Below are 20219 nucleotides of genomic sequence, written 5' to 3'. Positions count from 1 at the left end.
GTTCTGTCTCGCATGATCATTATCTGATCAGTTCTTGCGCCTGGAAGATCGGCAGCATGATCGAGAGCACGATGAATGCCACGAACGCGCCCATCCCCACGACGATTATGGGCTCGACCATCGATGTAAGACGTCGGAGCCCCTGTTCCACTTCGAAATCCAAGCTGTCAGCGACGCGGCCTAGCATCTTCGGCAGGTCGCCCGTCTCCTCACCGATCGCCACCATGTGCGTCAGAACGGGCGGGAATTCGTCAGCGTCCACGAGCGCGGCAGCAATCGTCTTCCCCTCACGAATATCGTCCGCTACCAGCTTGTTCTTCGCTTCGAAAACCTTGTTGCCGGCCGCAAGCCCAGCCAGTTTGATACTGTCCAAGATCGGCACGCCGCCCTTGATCAGCGTACCTAGAACTCGCGAGTAGCGCGCAATGATCGCCTTTCGCAATAACTTGCCGAAACCAGGCGCGCGCAGCGCAAACGTGTCCCTGGCCAACCTGCCCACATCGGAGGAGAGCCAGATACGGCCCAAAACGATCACAGCTGCGGTAACGATGACGATCGGCAGCCAATTCGCGATCATGAACCCTGACGTGCCTAGCAAAATCTTCGTCGCCAGCGGAAGGGCCTCGCCTTGATCCGCAAATACGCCCGACAGCTTCGGGATTACGAACGTCAGGAGGACAATGACGACGATGATCGCAACGAACGTCAAGACCATCGGATATATGAGCGCCGAAATGATCTGGCTGTGACGAGCAACTTCGTTCTCCTGCAAGTCAGCAAGCCTGTCTGCGGATTCTGAAAACTGACCGGACTGCTCTCCAGCCCGCAGCGTCTGCGTGTAAATCTGCGGGAACAGCTTTGGGAACTTTGCGAGAGCCTGGCTGAGCGGAAGCCCCTCTTTCACGTCAATCAGCGCTGCCGCAGCCACCTCGACGAGCACTGGGCTCTCGGACTGTTCACCAAGGACCTGAAGGACGCGATCGATCGGCAAGCCAGCTCCCGTGAGATCGGACAGTCGCCTTGAGAACAGCGCTAGATCGGCCTTCGAGGCCCGGCGGGCGAACAACGCGATCGATTTGGACTGCGGTCCCTTCTTTGTTCCGCCATCTTGCTCGCGGATGTCAAGGACCTGCCGGCCGGCAGCGGTGACGGCTGCGATGGCCGAAGTGGCGTCCATCGCCTCGATGAATCCGCTCTTCTTGCGACCGCTCGGCTCAACGGCTGTGTATGCGAAAGTCGTCATCGTCTAGACATCGTCCCTCTGGCATACGCGCAGAACCTCTTGCGGCGAGGTGATGCCCGCCAGCGCCCTGGCGCGGCCATCCGCCAGCAGGGTCGTCATTCCCTGATTCTTCAAAGCGTGGCGCTTGATATAGCTCGACGGTTCGCGCTCCACCGTCATGTGACGCACCTCTTCATCCACTATGAGCAGCTCGAATACGCCCTGCCTGCCCCGATATCCAGTGTCGCCGCACTTGTCGCAGCCTGCGCCCCGCATGAACTCGACCTTGTCGAATTCTGAACGGTCGATTCCGAGAGCGTACATTTGATCCTCGTCCTTTGGCGCGCGCTCTTTGCAGTTCGGGCAGATTACGCGGACAAGCCTCTGAGCGAGTACTCCGACGATAGAGGACGCTGCAAGATACGGCTCGATGCCCATATCGAGCAAGCGAGTGATGGCCGACGCCGCGTCGTTGGTGTGGAGCGTGCTGAAGACCAGGTGCCCGGTCAACGCAGCGTGAATCGCGATGTCAGCGGTCTCGTGGTCGCGGATTTCGCCGACCATGATCACGTCCGGATCCTGGCGCACAATACTCCTCAAACCGTTTGCAAACGTGAGGCCGATGTTCGGCCGGACCTGGATCTGTCCGATGCCCGCCACCTGGTACTCGACCGGATCCTCGATCGTGAGGATGTTGAGCGCCGGCGAATAGATCTGCTGCATCGCCGCATAGAGCGTCGTCGACTTGCCGGAGCCGGTCGGGCCCGTCACGAGGAGCATTCCGTACGGCACGTTGATGATGCGCTCGAACACCTTGAGCGTGGAGCCCGACATGCCCAACTGTCTCAGGCCGAGCATGGCGGTCGTCTTGTCGAGGATTCGCATGACCGCCCGCTCGCCCAGCACCGTCGGGATGATAGAGACGCGCACGTCGATCTGCCGACCGGCGATCGTAATCTTGATGCGACCGTCCTGCGGCAACCGCCGCTCGGCGATGTTCATCTCGGCGAGAATCTTGATGCGCGAGACGATCGCCGCGTGCATGCGCTTCGGCGGAGTGAACGCGTCGGACAGGATGCCGTCAACCCTGAACCGAATCTTCACTTCCCTCTCGTACGGCTCGATGTGGACGTCGCTCACGCCGTCTCTGACCGCTTGCGCGAACACCAGATTGACGAGCTGCACGACTGCGGCCTCGCCGGCCATCTTCTGGAGATCAGCGAGGTCGGTCGTCTCGTCGACGTCGATCACGCCAGCCTCGTCTCCAGGCAGGTCGGCGATCATGCCCTCGAGGAATCGATCCTCGATGCGCTGCCTGATCAGGATTGGGTCGGCCAGCACTGGCTGGATCGGCTTGCCGGTCAGGACGCCGAGATCATCAGCCGCGCGCAACGAGTCTATCCCGCCTATCGCGACGACCAACGTATCTCCTTCCAGCCGAAGAGGCAGCACCTGATGGTTCAGCGCGAAGTCGCCCGACACCATGTCGAGCGCCTCGGACTGAGGCTTCACCTCGTCCAAATCTACGAATTCAAGTCCTAGTCGTCCGTTGTCGGTGCTCTGCCCTTCCTTGGCGCGTACTTTGACGTCGTCGATCACCTGTTCTCGCTCCAGGTCATGGAAGGTTGAAACGAACCTGAGCGGCGAATGTTCAGCGAGGTCCTGATTGGCATTCCAGCGATAGTACGGTTTGGCGCGGCGGAAGTTCCCGAATTCGCCTGATTCTCACGCCCGATTCTCGATGTGCCAGAATCTTGCCGATCCGTTATCCGCTGGAGATTACATGAAATCGATACCTGGATTTGGTTTGCGCTCGGCTCTCGTAGTCGTCACCGTTGCGCTGATATCCTCCTTTGCTGCGGCAGAGAAGGTGGCGATCGTCAACGCTCGGATCGAGATCGGCAACGGCTCGATCATCGAGCGCGGTTCTATCTTGCTCGATGGCTCGCGCATAGAAGCCGTCGGAGCCGACTTGAGCTTCGACGAAGCTGAGTACCGCGTCGTGGACGCCGCAGGCATGACCGTCTATCCGGGGTTCATCGACGCCTACACCAGGGCGTTCTTGGATCTGCCAAAGTCGCCCGAAAACGACGATCCGCCGGATTCAGTGGCGACGGCGCCAGCGACGTTCTGGCACGAGAACCGAAAGGGCGTGTTCCCCGAACTGGTCGCTGCTGAGCACGTCGACGCCGAGGGTTTTGACGATGAGTTTTGGGGTCAAGGCATCACCACGGTCCAAGTATCGTCGGGACGGGCGGCGTTCGGCGGATACTCCGCGATCATCAACCTCACCTCTGACGAGTCCGAGGTAATCCTCCGCGCGAAGTCTGGCCAGTACTTCAGCCTGGCATCGAGCAGCGGATCGGGATATCCCGGAAGCCTCATGGCGCGAACGGCGCTGATGAGACAGCTGCTGATCGACGCTGGGGCGTACCGACCGACTGGCGACGAGAACCCGGTGCTCGCAGCGCTTACAGACGCGACGTCGAGATTCGTGCCGACTCTCTTCGCCGGTCGATCGGCGCGGGACATCCACCGCGTGCTCGCCGTGACCGACGATTTTGGCCTGAAAACTATCATCGTCGGTGGGGACGAAGCGTGGATGAAGGCGGATGAACTCCTGGCACGACGCATTGCGGTCATCCTCGACGTCGAGCCGAACAGGGAGCCATCGACAGAGTTGAACGAAGATCCGGTTCGCCGGTTGAACGATCCTCCGATCGAGGTAATGCAAGCCCGCCACGCAGAGTGGGAAGAGGAGTCGCAGTACGTGGTCAAGCTTTACGAATCGGGCGTGCCGTTCGCGTTTACGGGAGACTCCGACAGGGACGCATTGCTGGAAAACGTCCGCTGGCACATCGGGCGAGGACTCCCGCGTGAGGCAGCGCTCCGCGCCCTGACGATCGGAGCCGCGGCGATTCTCGGCGTCTCCGACGACGTCGGCACGATCGAGGCGGGCAAGATCGCAAACCTTGCAATCTTCACCGGCGATTTCGCGTTGGACACCTCGGAAGTTCGCACGGTCTTCGTCGCAGGGGAGCAGCACGATATCGAGCAGGAGGAACAACAGTGATCAACGCAGCAGCACTCGTTTTGGCGCTATCGGCCACCGGACCGCTTCAACAGAGCGGGCCGTTCGAGCTTCCGGAACACAGGGTTCCGAAGACCGTCACCAACGGCAACGCACTCATAAGAAACGCGACCGTGTTGACGGTCACGAACGGCGATTTGGAATCGACCGACGTGCTGATTCGCGACGGCAAGATCGCGGAGATCGGCCGCAGTTTGTCTGCGCCAAGCGGGTTCGTCGTCATCGACGCGACTGGGAAACACCTCATGCCCGGCATCGTGGACACCCACTCGCACCGAGGGATCGACGGCACGAACGAGGGGTCCGAGTCGATCGTCGCCGAAGTCCGCATGCAAGACGTGATCAACCCGACCGCGAAGTCGATTTGGCAAGCGCTGGCCAGCGGCCACACCGCCGGCCTGCTGCTGCACGGCAGCGCAAATCCGATCGGCGGCGAGAGCGTCGTCGTCAAGTACAAGTACAACACGTCGGTCGAAGATTTCCTGATCCCCGACGCGCCGCGAATGATCAAGTTTGCACTCGGCGAAAACGTCACGCGCAAGAGCTCCACGAGCAACAGGCGCTTCCCGTCGACGCGCATGGGCGTCGAGGCCGTCTACCGCCGCGCGTTCGAGCAAGCACGCGCATATCGCGCAAAGCAGGACGCCGGAGAGGAGGTCGCGATGGATGTCCGGCTGGAGACGCTCGCCGACATCCTGGCCGGAAAGGTGTGGGTGCACTGCCACAGCTACCGAGCGGACGAAATGCTGATGATGGTCCGGCTGAGCCAGGAGTTCGGGTTCAAGATCGGCGCGATGCAACACGCTCTCGAAGCGTACAAGATCGCCCCGGAAATGGCGGCTGCTGGAGTCGGCGCAGGGATGTTCGCCGATCACTGGGGTTACAAGATCGAGGCTTACGACGCGATCCCGTTCAACGCCGCGATCTGCTACCACGCGGGCATGACCGTCTCGATCAACACGGACGGATTGAGCGGCACGAGCGCACTGAACATCGACGCCGCGAAGGTGATGAGGTTTGGCGGAGTGCCGGCGAACGAAGCGCTGAAGATGCTCACGATCAACCCAGCTTCGCAACTGGGAATCGATCACCGAACCGGCAGCATCGAGGTCGGAAAGGACGCCGATCTCGCCCTATGGGACGGCCATCCGCTCTCCGTTTATTCAAAGCCGATCATGACGATGATCGAGGGCGTCGTGTACTTCGAAAGACGCGATGCTTTTGGTGTTGACGGCATCACTCCAACCGTTAAGAACCTGCCGCCTGTTAACTACGAACGCGAGCCGAATGTGCCCGCAAGTGCAGATACTTATGTGATAGTCGGCGCGACGATACACACGGTCACTGGCGGAGTCATCGACGGCAAGTATCTGATCGTTAGCAACGGCAAGATACAAGCGTTCGCCGACTCGTTCGAAGTCGGACCGGATGGAACGGTCATTGACGCCACGGGAATGCACGTCTATCCGGGATTCATCGACGGCGGCACGCAGATCGGACTCGTCGAGGTGTCTGGAATCAGACAGACGAACGACGGTCGAGAGCTCGGCACTCACCAGCCGGACCTGCGCGCATCGACGGCGCTTTACGTAGAGAGCGCGTACATGGGGACCGACCGCTACGCCGGCGTGACCCACTCGTTCACGCGCCCCAGCGGCGGCACTATTTCCGGTCAGGGCGCGCTCATCCAGCACCACGGCCTGACCACCGAGCAGATCGCGATGCAGCCGGACGCCGCGCTCGTCGTCAACTTCCCCAACACGTCGAGGTACCCGAAGTTGAGTCTGTTCAATCAGCTTTGCTGCGACGCAGACGACTGGGCGAGCATCGGGCTGGAGTGGCTCGACGGTCTCATTCCCCCGCCGAGCGAGCACGATCACGACACGGTTTTCCCGACTCAAGAAGAGCAAGAGCGCGAACTGCCGAGGCGGATCAAGGCGCTGGATGAGTACTTCCAGAAGGCACTCGAATACGCGAAGAACCGTCCGTCGGAGCGAGACCTGCAGCTCGAAGCGATGATCCCGTATGTGACCGGCCAGAAGCCGGTGCTGCTGCGCGTGCGAAGCGCCGCGACGATCCGCGCGGCGGTGGACTTCGCCAAGCGGAACAACCTCAGGGTGATCCTCGCGGGTGCGGCGGAGGCGTGGCGCGAGGCCGAAATGCTGGCGCGCGAGAACATCCCGGTGCTGATTCCGCCAGCCGGTCGCTCGACTCTTTCTGCGAACAACACGACCAACGAATACGACCCGTACGACACGCCGTACGTTGTGCCGTATCTGCTAGCAAAGGCTGGCGTCAAGTTCGGCTTCGAGAGCGGCGGGAACGCGACGTCGATGATGCTTCCGTTCCGCGTCGGCATGAGCTGCGCGTACGGACTTTCGCACGATGACGCGATCAAGGCGCTGACGATCTGGCCCGCCGAGATGTTCGGCGTCGCCGACCGGCTCGGCTCGATCGAGGTCGGCAAAGCGGCGAACTTCATCATCACCGACGGCGACCCGTTCGAGCTGACGACGAACATGAAGTACGTCTTTATCGCCGGGCAGCCGGTGCCGCTGGTGAGTCGGCACACGTACTTCCGCGACAAGTACTGGGCTAGGCTAAAGGACCGTCGGTGACCCTTTATGGTGTAGTTATATGACACTTGAGCATGCGAACATCTGCGTCCGGAATGTGGACGCGATCGTGAAGTTCTTGCAGACCGCCTTCCCGGAGTTTCGGGTGCGCGGAGAGGGCAAGACGACGAGCGGCGACCGCACCTGGATGCACCTCGGCACCGACGACACTTACATCGCGCTGAGCCCCGCGACACAGGACACCGACAAGACGTGGAAGCCGTACTCCGGCGCGCCGGGAGTAAACCATCTCGCGTACGTCGTCGACGACGCGACTGCGCTGCGGGAGCGGATGCTCGCCGCCGGATACAGCGAGTCGACCCCGCCGAACAACCACCCTCACCGCATGCGCGTTTACTTTCACGACCCCGAGGGCAACGACTGGGAATTCGTGCAGTACTTCAGCGACGACCCAGCCGAGCGTAACGACTACGATCTGCCCGACAAGTAGCGAGCATCGCCCAAAGCTCAGCGGTGCGAAGAATAGGTCTTATACGACCTATAAGACTTATAGGACTTGTATTCCCTTGCCGGTTGCCAGCAGATCAATCTATGTGGATCGTCTCGATCCGGCGGATGATGCCGGACGAGCGCATGACGATCGACTCGGTCTGCGCGTAGCCGCGCTTGTACATCACGCCCTTCAGCAGGTCGCCGGACGTAACGCCGGTCGCGGAGAACACGACGCTCCCCGAAGCCATCTCCTCTGTGTTGAACACGCGGTCGACGTCGCCTTCGACCATGCTCTCTGCCCGTGCGCGCTCGGCATCGTCCTTGAACGCGAACCTCGCCTGCATTCCGCCGCCGGAGCAGAGCACCGCCGCCGCCGTCAGCACTCCCTCCGGCGCGCCGCCGATGCCCATCAATCCGTCAACGCCGGAATCAGGATCGAGAGCCGCGATCGCGACGGACAGGTCGCCGTCTGGTACCAAATGTACGCGGCACCCTGCGTCGCGCAACTCCTGTATCAGCGCGTCGTGTCGCGGACGATCCAAAATGCCGATGATGCACTCGTCGACGTCTTTGCCGAGCGCCTTCGACATCAGTCGCACGTTCACGCGCGGCGGAAGAGTGATATCGACAACTCCCTGACACTCTGGCCCGACGACCAGCTTGTCCATGTAGCAGTCCGGGGCGTGCATGAGGAACCCCTCGCCCTCGACCGCCGCGGCCAGCACTGCGATCGCGTTCGGGGTGCCGTTGGCGCACAGGTTAGTTCCTTCGAGCGGATCGACGGCGATCTGGATGTTCGGGCCGTCGCCCTGGCCGAGCTTCTCGCCGATGTACAGCATCGGCGCCTCGTCGCGCTCGCCCTCGCCGATGACGATCGTCGCGCACATCTCCATCTTGTTGAGCTTCTCGCGCATCGCCGAACATGCGGCCTCGTCTGCTTCGTCGCGCTTGCCCTTGCCGACCCAGCGCGAAGACGCGAGCGCCGCCGCCTCGGTCACCTGCAAGAAATCTAAGTGTTTGTACCCGTCCATGACTGTTCGCGCGCCTCCTCAGCTACAACGACATGTGGGCAGTTTACAGCACAATGCCGGCCAAACGTCCTCTACCTGCTCAGACCCGGCCCTATAGTTCATAGGCGAGGTGTCAGAGTGATCGAAATGAGTGAGTATCTAACGGGCCGCGTCTCCCCTATCGACCTGTCTGCGGACGAGTTCCGCCGGGCCGGGCACGATCTCATCGACGATCTCGCGGATCTCCTGGATGGCGTTCGCGACAGACCGGTGACGTCCGGCGACGATCCGTCTGCGGTCTGGCAGCGGCTCGTAGCGCGCGATTTGCCGGAGGACGGCCGCCCGGCGAACGAGATCGTGAAGCAAGCGTTCGAGGTTCTCCGCGACGGGTCTTTGCTCAACGGCCACCCTAAGTTCTTCGGCTACATCACCGCGTCGGCGGCGCCGATCGGGATATTGGGCGACCTGCTGGCGGCGGGGATCAACCCGAACGTCGGCGGGTGGCCGCTTTCGCCGACCGCCAGCGCGATCGAACTGCAGACGGTTGACTGGATCGCCCAACTGATCGGCTACCCGACTCCGTGCGGCGGGCTGCTGTGCAGCGGCGGCAACGTCGCCAACATGCTCTGCTTCTGGGCGGCGCGACGTTGGAAGTTCGGGGCAGGAATTCGACAAAGAGGAACAGGCGATCGGCGGCTCACGGCGTACGCATCCTCGGCGACTCACACGTGGCTGCAAAAGGCGAGCGACCTCTCGGGACTCGGAACCGATACGGTCCGCATGGTGAAGGTCGGAGACGACGAACGCATGGACGTCGATGACCTGCGACGGATGATCGAGCAAGATGTCGCAGCCGGTGCCGAGCCGTTCATAGTCGTCGCGTCGGGCGGTACGGTGAGCACCGGAGCGGTGGACCCGATCATAGAAACCAGTGAGTTGTGCAAAGAGAAGGGGCTATGGCTGCACGTCGACGGTGCTTACGGCGCGTTCGCGGCCGCCCTCCCGGAGGCCGACCCTGATCTCAAGGCGCTCTCATTGGCGGATTCGATCGCGCTCGATCCGCACAAGTGGCTCTACGCGCCGATGGAAGCCGGCTGCGCGCTGGTGCGCGATCGACAGCTCTTGTACGACGCTTTCCTGTTCCGTCCGCCGTACTACCGCTTCGACGAGCATAAGTCTGGCGAATATGTGAACTTTTTCGAGCTCGGGATACAGAACTCCCGTGGATTTCGCGCGCTCAAAGTTTGGCTGGCGCTGCAGCAAGTCGGGAGAAACGGTTACGTAGAGTCGATCCGCCAGGACATCGCGCTTGCCAAGGCGATGGGTGAAGCCGCCGAGCAAGCACCCGACATCGAGTTCCGGTCGCAGAGGTTGAGCATCGTCGTCTATCGGTACGTGCCAACGGATCTTCAGCCGGGCGAATCGACCAAGTCTTACCTGAACGAATTGAACGAGGAGATTTTGCGGCGTATGCAGGCGGGCGGCGAGGTGTTCGTCTCCAACGCCGTTTCAGAGGACGACTATCTTCTGCGCGCCTGCGTCGTCAATTTCCGCACGCAACTCGCCGACGCGCTCGCCGCCATCACCGTCGCCCAGCGTCTGGGCCAGGAGATCGACCGAGAAATGCGGCCAGCCAAGCTGCGATAAGGCTGTCGGTGCGACCTCGATTCAACCCTGATGAAACGTCCTGATCGACCGAACATCTTAGGTAAAATCGGTTCAAGCTGCCGCATAGCTCAGTTGGTAGAGCAGCTGACTGTTAATCAGCGGGTCGTAGGTTCGAGTCCTACTGCGGCAGCCACTCCCTCTTCAGGTTCGGCTTGAACTTATAAGCTGTGTGTAGCTCAGTCAATAATGCGCGGCGTAGATAAACCGATGTCAGACTAAATGTCAGGTTATCCGCCGGGTCGCGCGCGCGAGGGGACAGCGATGTCCGCTTGCGCCCAGATTCAATCGATGCCCCCTGGCACGTGATTTCTCGTTGTAACAAGGGGTCGATCGCTCACCCGCTACATAATTCGCCCCGGAAGACCGTCGCAGAACGACCATGAACGGGATTGCTGGTCGCCGAGAGCATTGTGCTGCTTACCGAGAGTTCCGACTACTACAACTACTGACTACTTGTATCACTCCGGTCAGCCAGGTACTCGTCGATCGTCTTGATGAGCCGGTACTTCTTGCCGATCCCTTTTGCGAAGCTGTAGTATGAGTCGGCGACTTCCAGAATTTCTAGTTTGACCAGCTTGTTGATAAGTCGGTGGACATTCGTTCGCCCGACACCAAGGACTTTCGCGACGGCGGTCGACATTGGAATCATGAACGTGCCGTCATCCTCTAACCGCAGATGCATCTCCTGACATATAGCGAACAGCAACGCGCAAATCGGTTTTAGAGGCGGTACGAGCCGCTTTGCTTCCCGAGCCACACTCGCCTTGCTAGCCGCGGCACAAAACGGCAGGAATCCGGCCGGAGTGCGGACATTTTCCAGTTGTGCCAACAGCTCGACCTCCACGAGTTCATCCGTCACTTCGCATTCAAACTCATGCGCGCCCGTGGAGATCAAGATTAGCGCCTGCTCTAGCGGCTGTTGCAGAGTCTCAATCAGTACCGGCTGCTCGAACCGATCCCTAAGATCGCCGTCGGCGTCCGCAATCGCGAACCGGACCAGCAGAAAACCGCTCAAGTCGAACGTCAGCCCCTCGCGATGCTTTTTTAGAAAGTGAGCGCACGCAAACAGCCGAGCCGCCGCTCGAATCTCCCATGACGCAGGGCTGGCTGACGCTAGCCAGTCTCTTGCATGCCCTTCACACGAGGCCTTGCGAGCAGCAGTCAGGATTTCCTGCGTCTCCGTTGGGTCGATCCGATCACGCGCCTTCATCTTTCGCAATCGTCGCCCAACCGTTCAATGAAGTCTTCGAGATCTTCGGGCCGAATACGGGGCGACTTGCCAACGTACACAGTACGAAGATCCCCGCGACGGATGAATTGGTGTAGCTTCGACCGGCTTATTCCAGTCTCTTCGACGACTTCCTTGATTTTCAATAATCGGCTTGCCATATTTGTTGTCCTCGGTGCGCCGTCGTGCACAGGCACACTCGATTGATAGATCAGTAACAAGGTGTTTGTGCACCGATATCGCTGATTCAGTAAGAATCGCTGCTTGGATCCGCAGAATTCGACCGATCCGGGGCTGCCCGATCTGCCCCGATTCCGTATACTTGACTCCAAGGATGGCGAAGGGTTCGCAAGTAGGCGGAACAGCGATCAGCAGTTCCGAGCTTCAGACCTGGATTGACAATCGACCAGGCAACACGATGCTCGACGCCGTTCGGCTGCTACTGCCCAGCACACAACGACTCGACATCGCATCTGGATACTTCGAGGTCGGCTCCCTTCTCGATCTGGACGGCGATTGGCAAACCGTTCGCAAGATTCGCTTGCTCATGGGCGACGAAGTGACTAAGCGCACAAAGTCTGCAATGGTCGAGGCGCTACGAGAGAAGGACAAGAACGGAATCGAGCGCCAGCAGGAGGAGGACGACTGGCGCGCGCTGGAAGGGCTCGCAGCTATCAAGGCAGGAATAATCGCAGACGCGATCGAGACCAGGGTGTACACAAAGGCCAAATTCCATGCCAAGGCAATGCACTTTCACACTACCGGTGTCGTAAACCACGGACTCGTCGGATCGTCAAACTTCACGCGACCCGGCCTGACGCAAAACATCGAGCTCAATCTCTTCACAAGCGATCCCGCTCACCTCGCCTTGCTCGAAGAGTGGTTCCAGAGATCATGGGATGAGGCAGAGGATCTCAAAGCGGAACTCCTCGCCATCATTGAGCCGCATGTCCGCGAGTACTTTCCCTTCGAGGTTTACGTCAAAGCGATGCGAGAGCGCTTCCACGGCATGGAAGCCGACGGCACAAGCTGGGAGGCCACAGAGAGCCGTGTATACCCCGTGCTGGCCAAGTATCAGCGCGATGCTTACTTCGATCTCAAGTACATGGGCGAAAAATGGGGTGGCGGACTGCTTTGCGACGGTGTCGGCCTTGGCAAGACCCACGTCGGCCTCATGTTGATTGAACAGGCGATCAGCAACCGCGAGAAGGTGCTCGTCATCGCCCCAAAGGCGGCAATCCCCTCGGTTTGGGAGCGGAACCTCAAGCGCTTCTTTCCCGACGACTTTGGCAAGTTCACCGACGACATCAGGATTCTCGCCCACACGGACCTCGGACGAGAAGGCGGTGTGACGGATGAGCAGATCGAGAAACTGCGGAGTCGCTATCAGATGATCATCATCGATGAAGCACATCACTTCCGGAACACTCACCGCAATCGGAGCAAGAAGCTCAAGGCTCTGACAAAGGGACGCAAGACTTTCTTGCTCACCGCGACCCCAATCAACAATAGCCTGCTAGACCTCTATGTCTTGATCAACTACATCGCACAGGATCGCAAAGACCATTTTCAAGAGAAGGGCGTCGCAAACCTCCGCGGCTGGTTCGCCGCCCACATGGGCGAAATCGACCAGGAGCGGCTCAAGCTTGACCTCAGTGGCGAATCGACCTTCCACGAATTCCTCAAGCACATTCTCGTCCAACGGTCTCGCGTCTATGTCAAGAGCCTTGAAAAGGACATCGACGAGACGATCAAGTTCCCTCAGCGCCAGCTCCCTGTCGTCATCGAGTATTCGCTTGGAGAGGTCTACGGCGACCTGCTCCCCGAGCTGTTCAACGCGCTCCATCCCCAAAAGCCAGAACTCAACCTTGTCATCTACGAAACAGAGAAATTCAAGAAAGAGGAGAACCAGGACAAGGACACCCTCGACTTCCAGTCGAACGTAACCAGCCTGATCAGAACGATGCTCCTCAAACGACTTGAGTCGAGTGAGAAAGCTTTGGAAGCCTCGGTCGAGAGCCTGCTCTGGAAGCACGTCGCCCTCATTCAAGAACTCAGACCCCTGAAACACGAGGCCTGGATCGCTGAGAACCTCGATCTGTTCGAGCGTATGAAGGCCCACCGGGAAGATCAGCCCAGTCGGGATGACGACGAAGAGGAAGACGAACTCCCGCTCACGAGCTACGAACTCAAGAAGCTCGAAGAAATCAAGGAGGACATCAAACTCTTCGGCAAGCACGAGGAAGAGTGGGTCGATACGCTAGAGCGGGATATGCGCACCCTTTCGCGCATCCTCTCGCACCTTCATGACGCAATCCATCCCGAGAACGACGCCAAGCTCCAAGCATTCATCAAGAAGATCAAGGCCACGCCGAGATTGATGACCGACAAGTTCGTCGTCTTCACGGAGTTCAAGGACACAGCGCGTTATCTCGAAGAGCAGCTAAAGCTCGCCTTCCCAGACGAGGCGATCGTCGAAGTCGATAGCGGCCGGCACGTCAGCGACAGAGAGAAGGTCATCAAGCGTTTTGCCCCCTATTACAACTGCGACAGCGACGATGAGTTGTCACAGGCGCTCGAAGACCCGATTCGCATTCTCGTATCGACCGACGTTCTCAGCGAAGGCCTCAACCTGCAAGACGCGAACATCATCGTAAACTACGACCTCCACTGGAACCCTGTCCGCCTGATGCAACGAATCGGCAGAGTGGATCGGCGCATGGACCCGGACATACCGGTCGATTACGATAAGGTCTACGTCTACAATTTCCTGCCACCGGACGAGCTTGAGCGCTTGATCGGCCTGCATCACCGGCTGACCGGCAAGCTCGCCCAAATCAACCGTGCGCTCGGCATCGAGGCTCCGGTTCTCGATCCGACCGACGAAACTCAGGTCGTAGACTTCTACCTAAACCTTGGCGAGGGCAAGATGTCCGTTGCCGAGACTCTCAGGCGTGAAGCCGCGAAGCTAGAGCGCGACCACCCCGAGATTTGGAGCAAGGCTGCCGACTACCCGAACCGGATCTACACAGGCAAGCCAGGAGAGAAGAGGTACCTCTTCCTCTGCTACCGCGTCGTCGCAGGCTTCGAGCCCGATGCTGAAGAGAAGACCCCGGTCTACGACACGAAGTGGTACATGGTCGATCGCAAGACAGGCGATGTCACCGAGGACATGGCGAAGATCCACGAAGTGATCCAGTGCGCCGAAGGCACACCCCGCGACTTGAACGTTCCGAAAGAAGAGCGAACGAAACTTCGCAAAAGCGTCGAAGAGGGCGACATAGCCAAGCACCGCTTCACCGCTCAGATTCCGCAAGGGTACAAGGACAAGCTCGTTTGCTGGATGGAGATTTAGGGAGACATGCCACTAAGCCCGGAAGACTTGCAGACAATCGGCTCATACGAGTCATTGGCCCTGGTGCTGAACCGAGAACTCGACTGGCCTGAAGGCCCGTGGGACGAATTTCGGATCGAAGACCTGTACGGTTTGAACGACCTCGGTAACCTTCATTCGCTCTCCGCGATCAACCTCAAAGGACAAGAATGGGGCATCTTTCTCGCTGATTTCGGGGAGGAGAAACTCGAGCGCAAAGGCCTGGGGAAAGCTCTCAAGGCTCTGGCGGAAAAAGCCAGAGAAAACCGCCCGTGGCCGACGTGGCCGATCGAGACGATCCTGTTCATCTGTCGCTCGGAGAACGACCACTGGACGTTCGCACGATATTCAGGCACCCGCAACAAGGCGAAATTGGAAACGTTCGGATGGGACGATCCACGCCACTCAAGGACGGTTGTCGAATTTAACCTCGCCGGTCTCGACTGGAACAAGCAGGATGAATGGCACAAAGCGTGGGACGTCAAGCGCGTCGTCAGGAACTTCTACACGCGGTTTCGCGACATATTTGAGGCGCACGAAGAAGACGTCGTTATCGACCGGAACAAGGGCAAAGGTAAGCCCAAGAAGATGCCTGCTGGCGAACAGCGAACGCTGTTCCTCCAGAGGATTACGAACCGCCTACTGTTCCTTGCGTTCCTACAGAAGAAGCGCTGGCTCGAAGTTGACGGGCACAAGCCCGACTATCTCTTCCACCTCTACGACCGTTGGAAGGCTGACCCGCAGGGTCGGACCTTCTTCCAGGTTCTGCGCGTTCTCTTCTTCAATGTCCTCAACGAGCCTGATGATGCAAAGAGGGCGACAGTCGAACCGATCGTCGGAAACGGCCCCTACCTGAACGGTGGCCTGTTCCACGAGGAAGCGCACGAAGACGAATCAAAGTGGGATAGCGACGGCCTTGCGATCCCGCCTGACGAACTATTCGAAGACCTCCTTGGCGAGAAGGGCCTTTTCCGGCAGTACAATTTCACGGCGATCGAGAACTACGACGAGACGGATCAGGACGTCGCTGTCGATCCCGAGATGCTCGGCAAGATCTTTGAAGAGCTTGTCACCGACCGCCACGACGGCGGCTCGTACTACACCCCGCGACCTATCGTCGCTTTCATGTGCCAGGAGGCTTTGCGCGGCTACCTGGAGACCGAAGGCTTCGAAAATGACGCCACGCTTAGGCTAGTCGCTGAGCGCGAACCGGCTGGCTTCGACCCGAAGGACTTCAGGCCGCTCCTACAAGCGCTTGCCAGAGTCCGGGTCGTCGATCCGGCATGCGGTTCGGGCGCGTACCTCGTCGGCATGCTCCACGAGATCATCACATTGATCGAGGCACTTGAGCACCGGTTCGAGCCGCTTGAGCCACACGACGAATACCAGCGCAAACTCAACATCATCAAGAACTCGATCTACGGAGTCGACCTGAAGGACTTCGCGGTCAACATCGCACGTCTACGTATGTGGCTGTCGCTGGCGGTCGAGTTCCGGGGCAAAAACCCACCTCCCTTGCCTAACCTAGACTTTAAGATTGAAACAGGCGACGCCCTCCTTGGCCCCTCTCCAGAAGCTATTGGACAGCTCGCACTTGGTGACGACAAACTGGAAGAGATCACGAAGAAGAAGGCCCAGTTCATGAAGGCCGATCCAGAGGATCAGGACGCTCTCGAATCTGAAATCCGTGAGATGATCGACAAGGCTAAGTCCGATATGCCGAATGTCGGTGGGGAGAAGCCGTTCTACTGGCTGGCAGAGTTCTGTGAAGTTTTCGAGACAGGCGATGCAAACCGTGACGGTTTTGACATCGTCATCGCAAACCCACCTTATGTTCGCCAGGAGCTGATCAAGGACATCAAGCCCTACCTGAAGAGTGTCTACGGGGAGTTCTATTCAGGCACTGCAGATCTGTACACGTATTTCTACTGCCGTGCCGTACAGCTCTTGCGAACTGGCGGAATGCTCTCCTTTATCAGCAGCAATAAGTGGTTTAAGGCTGTGTATGGCGAAGAGCTGCGTGGTTTTCTAGCGAGCCAGACCAGCATTCGATCTATAACTAACTTCGGCGATCTTCCCGTGTTTACAGCAACTGCCTACCCGATGATCTTTGTTGCACGGAAAGAGTCGATCGAGGTCCAGTCCACAATACTCACCTTGGTACGCACCCTCGATCCGCCTTACCCGGACGTGAAAGCGTTGGTCGAAATGGAAGGATTCCTGCTTCCGACCGACGCGATTCAGGGCTCGGTATGGAGGCTGGCAGACAAAGAATCCCTTTCAAAGTTGCGGCGGATGGAGCAAGTCGGTATACCGCTTGGCAAATACGTGAAAGGCAATATCTATCGAGGAATTCTTACCGGATACAACAAGGCATTCATGATCGATGATGCTAGGCGCGACCAGTTGATAGCCAGTGATCCAAAGAGCGCCGATCTCATTAGACCGTTGGCGTTTGGAAAAGACATTCGTCGGTGGGTCGTGTCGAGAGAAGATCAGTGGGTTCTATTCATTCCCTGGCACTGCCCCTGGCAACACGAAAAAAGTATTTCAGGTGCCTCAAAGGGTGCTGAGAAGGAGTTTGCAAAGACCTACCCCGCAGTCTACAAGTATCTCAAGTCTCATCGTGCCGGCCTTGAAGCTCGCAACCAGGCTGAGACGGGCATCCGTTATGAGTGGTACGCCCTACAACGCTGGGGTGCAGAGTACTACCGCGAATTCGATAAGCCGCGTATCGTCTTCCCTGATATTGCTAAGGAAGCAAGGTTTGCTTTTGCCCCTCCTGGCTTGATGATCAACGACACGTCTTTCATGATTGTCCTGGAAGATCTCTATCTGGTCGGCATCACAAACAGTCTGCTCTTCCTCTCGCTGGTCGATATTTTTGTGCCACAGATTCAAAATGGGTTCTATAGGTTCAAGCGAGCCTATCTCGAACCGATTCCTGTTCCGAAAGCAGGCGAAAAGGACCGAAAGGCAATATCGGATCTCGTACAGAAGTGCCTCGATGCAAAATCAGCTCTTATTGACGCCGACGTCAGCGATCATGAGGCCAAGATCGATAGGCGCGTCGAGTACCTCTACTTCCACCAAGACGAGTTCGACACCTTCGAGGCCTGGCAGGAGCATCTCAAGACTGAGAAGCACAGATTAGAGCAGGACACCCGCGCTTTGATCAAGGAGCACGAGGGCAAGCAAGTTGAGCTCAAAGAGACCCTGGAGTTCGTCGACCGGCCCCCAAAGGGCGTTACTGGCGAGGCGCTTGCTCAGTGGCGCAGCAAGAAGCAAGCAGATTGCGTTCATGGTGTTCTCAAGACAATCGTCGCCTTCCTCAACAGTAAGGGCGGCACTCTGCTGATCGGGGTCCACGACAACGGAACCATCCCAGGCATCGAGCCCGACTACAAGCTCTGTGGTCAACGCCAAGACTGGGACGGCTTCGTTCAGAAGCTCGTCGCTTTGGTCAAGGATCGAATAGCGCCGCTCTATCACGAGTTAGAGCCACTGCGCGTGCGGCTCGACGGCAAAACTGTTTGCCGCATAGATATCGAGCCAAGCAAGACCCCTCGGTACCTCGATGGCGTACTCTACATTCGACTTGCTGGTGAGACGATCGCGCTCGAAGGCAGAGAGCTTGAAGACTGGCTTCGCGATCGCGAGGACAAAGGATAATGGTCAGCGAGAGGGCACTCTCTGTTTGGAACAGGTCTCGCGGTGACATCAAAGAGCGTTTCACCTTTGCCGATCTAAAGGACATTGCGGGCAAAGCCGGGCTCCCGATTCACGAACTCACCCACCTGCAACAACGCCAACTCCCTGCAAAGGGCGCATCGAAGGCACAGCTACTCGACGCGATCAGTGAGCTAATGTTGCGGGAATCGTCCAAGAGGCAACGGGAAGTCGTCCTTACGTTCTTGAATGCTTGGCGAGACCGCAGACCCGCAGACGAGCAAGAAATTGAAATGCTGTCGTCACTCCTTGGCCGCGATCAATCTGATGACTTTCGCGCTGCGCCAGTCACTGCTCCAGCATTGCCGAGCACGGGAGAACTGGTTTCCGGTGGCGCGAGCGCGCGGGTGGAGTTCAAGCAGAGCCTGGAGTACATCGACTCGGCGCACGGCAAGTACGCGAAGGTCCCCGACGACCGCAAGTCGCAGCTGATCGCCGAGGACAGGAAGGGCGTCGTCCACTCCGCACTCAAGACGATCGTCGCCTTCCTCAACAGCAATGGCGGCGCGCTCCTGATCGGCGTCCACGACACCGACGGCCCGGTCGGCATCGAGCCCGACTACACTCTGTGCGGAAACAAGCAGGACTGGGACGGCTTCCAGCTCAATCTCACCGACCTAGTCAAGAAGCGGATCACTCCGCTATTCCACGACATAGACCCGCAGTGCGTCACGATCGACGGCAAGACGGTCTGCCGTATCGACGTACCTGCCAAGCCCGCGACCCACTACCTCGACGGAACGGTTTACATCCGCTTCGGCAATTCAACTGAAGCCATCGAAGGGCAGAAGCTAGAGGGGTGGCTCCGCGACAGGCGGGAAGACTAGAATGGCACGTGTCCGCAAGATAGAGCGAAATCCCGCCAGAGGAAAAAATTACTACTTGGTCGATGCGTGCTTCCTAGCAAACTACGCCCTACCATTTAACCAACACCGAACGACCCCTGCGAATCGCCCCCAAGCAGACCGCGACCGGATCAAGGCTTGTCGACTCTGGTGGAGCGAGATTGAATCACAAATGAAGGTCAATAAAGCCCGTGTTTACGTGCCCGACATATGTGTCGCCGAGGCATTCAAGGCTTTGGCCAAGAACTACTACAAGGCAACCGGATGCTGGTGGACTTCCTCTGACGGGTATCAGAAGTCACGAGCGCGGCTACGCGATCTGGTTTCGATGTCACACAAGAAAATGAAGGCGACGCGGCGCAAGGTCCACGTTCACGATGTTCAGTCTGATAGAGAAATTATCATCGGCGTCGACCGGTTTCACGAGGCCTTTCTAAAGCAAAGGCCGAGGTGGTTGAACGTGGGCCTACCAGACCTGATTCTAGCTTCTACCGGCAGATACTTGATGGACTACTACGACATCCCCAAGGAACGCCTGTTCATCGTGACGATGGACACGACGCTAATAACTGGAATCAATAAGTGTTGCGCCGAACTCCCCAATTGTCATAACCCTACGGATCCCGCCCATTCAGCTGCAAACATATTCGTATGAACACCGGAACAGACCATGACTGAACTCGAAGCAGAATTCCACGTTTTGATGCGTTCGATCTACGATCGAGCGAAGTCAGAATGCAAGTACAACGCGACGCGCTTCATGAGGATGCTGGAGGAGCACCAAGGCCTGGAAACGGCGCACATCCTACTACGGGCACCGGAAGTTTCACACGGCTTTGTCGAACTCTACATGCGCAAGCGAATCGACCTCACCGTCGAAGCCCAGATACTTGCGAACGAGAAGTTCTGGCCCCTCTTCACGGAGACCGAACTCGACACTGCCCGGCGTTGGCTAAAGCAATACGACTACTCACCTTAGGCTCGA

The 20219-nt window shown here is 58.5% G+C and carries 13 protein-coding genes, 1 tRNA gene and 1 pseudogene; 10 read left to right on the top strand and 5 right to left on the bottom strand.

Annotation, left to right across the window (positions count from 1 at the left end; all coding sequences use genetic code 11):
* Positions 1-19: 19 nt before the first annotated feature.
* The gene (locus IH944_02915; GenBank protein MCH7903499.1) at positions 20-1243 is read right to left on the bottom strand and encodes a type II secretion system F family protein; all 1224 of its coding nucleotides are present in this window, start codon (positions 1241-1243) and stop codon (positions 20-22) included.
* Positions 1244-1246: 3 nt separating this feature from the next.
* Positions 1247-2767: pseudogene (gene tadA / locus IH944_02910) on the bottom strand (Flp pilus assembly complex ATPase component TadA).
* 238 nt (positions 2768-3005) lie between these two features.
* On the opposite strand from tadA, the gene IH944_02905 reads away from it, so the two are divergent.
* The 3 genes from IH944_02905 to IH944_02895 are packed head-to-tail and all read left to right on the top strand — an operon-like array spanning position 3006 to position 7379.
* Positions 3006-4295 carry an amidohydrolase family protein gene (locus tag IH944_02905; GenBank protein ID MCH7903498.1) on the top strand — a complete coding sequence of 430 codons (1290 nt, stop codon included), beginning with the start codon at positions 3006-3008 and terminating at the stop codon, positions 4293-4295.
* Positions 4292-6931 carry an amidohydrolase family protein gene (locus IH944_02900; GenBank protein MCH7903497.1) on the top strand — a complete coding sequence of 880 codons (2640 nt, stop codon included), beginning with the start codon at positions 4292-4294 and terminating at the stop codon, positions 6929-6931. The genes IH944_02905 and IH944_02900 overlap by 4 nt, the downstream gene beginning before the upstream one ends.
* A 19-nt stretch (positions 6932-6950) precedes the next feature.
* Positions 6951-7379: a VOC family protein gene (locus tag IH944_02895; GenBank protein ID MCH7903496.1), complete on the top strand. Its 429-nt coding sequence runs from the start codon at positions 6951-6953 to the stop codon at positions 7377-7379.
* Between the two features lie 94 nt (positions 7380-7473).
* Here IH944_02895 and glpX read toward each other — a convergent pair whose 3' ends face one another.
* Positions 7474-8412 (bottom strand): class II fructose-bisphosphatase, encoded by a 939-nt coding sequence (gene glpX, locus IH944_02890; GenBank protein ID MCH7903495.1) that lies wholly within the window; start codon positions 8410-8412, stop codon positions 7474-7476.
* Positions 8413-8538: 126 nt separating this feature from the next.
* Between glpX and IH944_02885 the strand changes: the two genes are divergently transcribed.
* Positions 8539-10038 (top strand): aspartate aminotransferase family protein, encoded by a 1500-nt coding sequence (locus IH944_02885; protein MCH7903494.1) that lies wholly within the window; start codon positions 8539-8541, stop codon positions 10036-10038.
* 78 nt (positions 10039-10116) lie between these two features.
* A tRNA-Asn gene (locus IH944_02880) sits at positions 10117-10192 on the top strand.
* A 309-nt stretch (positions 10193-10501) separates the two neighbouring features.
* Here the strand turns inward: IH944_02880 and IH944_02875 are convergent.
* Together IH944_02875 and IH944_02870 are read right to left on the bottom strand one after the other, a co-directional pair.
* The gene (locus tag IH944_02875) at positions 10502-11269 is read right to left on the bottom strand and encodes a hypothetical protein (GenBank protein MCH7903493.1); all 768 of its coding nucleotides are present in this window, start codon (positions 11267-11269) and stop codon (positions 10502-10504) included.
* Complete coding sequence (locus tag IH944_02870) at positions 11266-11448, bottom strand: helix-turn-helix domain-containing protein (GenBank protein ID MCH7903492.1); 183 nt, start codon at positions 11446-11448, stop codon at positions 11266-11268. The genes IH944_02875 and IH944_02870 overlap by 4 nt, the downstream gene beginning before the upstream one ends.
* A gap of 173 nt (positions 11449-11621) precedes the next feature.
* On the opposite strand from IH944_02870, the gene IH944_02865 reads away from it, so the two are divergent.
* The 5 genes from IH944_02865 (at position 11622) to IH944_02845 (ending at position 20213) form a co-directional block, all read left to right on the top strand.
* Positions 11622-14642: a DEAD/DEAH box helicase family protein gene (locus IH944_02865; protein ID MCH7903491.1), complete on the top strand. Its 3021-nt coding sequence runs from the start codon at positions 11622-11624 to the stop codon at positions 14640-14642.
* Between the two features lie 6 nt (positions 14643-14648).
* Positions 14649-18332: a putative DNA binding domain-containing protein gene (locus tag IH944_02860; GenBank protein MCH7903490.1), complete on the top strand. Its 3684-nt coding sequence runs from the start codon at positions 14649-14651 to the stop codon at positions 18330-18332.
* Positions 18332-19216, top strand: coding sequence for an ATP-binding protein (locus tag IH944_02855; GenBank protein ID MCH7903489.1), 885 nt, complete (start codon positions 18332-18334; stop codon positions 19214-19216). The genes IH944_02860 and IH944_02855 overlap by 1 nt, the downstream gene beginning before the upstream one ends.
* 190 nt (positions 19217-19406) lie before the next feature.
* Positions 19407-19889: a hypothetical protein gene (locus IH944_02850; GenBank protein MCH7903488.1), complete on the top strand. Its 483-nt coding sequence runs from the start codon at positions 19407-19409 to the stop codon at positions 19887-19889.
* 15 nt (positions 19890-19904) lie between these two features.
* Positions 19905-20213 carry a hypothetical protein gene (locus IH944_02845; GenBank protein MCH7903487.1) on the top strand — a complete coding sequence of 103 codons (309 nt, stop codon included), beginning with the start codon at positions 19905-19907 and terminating at the stop codon, positions 20211-20213.
* Positions 20214-20219: the final 6 nt, after the last annotated feature.

This window comes from Armatimonadota bacterium (assembly GCA_022563855.1).
In the GTDB taxonomy this organism is placed as follows: Bacteria; Armatimonadota; Fimbriimonadia; order Fimbriimonadales; family Fimbriimonadaceae; genus JADFMN01.
The sequence above is the reverse complement of the archived record's forward strand: the minus strand, read 5'-3'. Positions and strand labels throughout refer to the sequence as shown.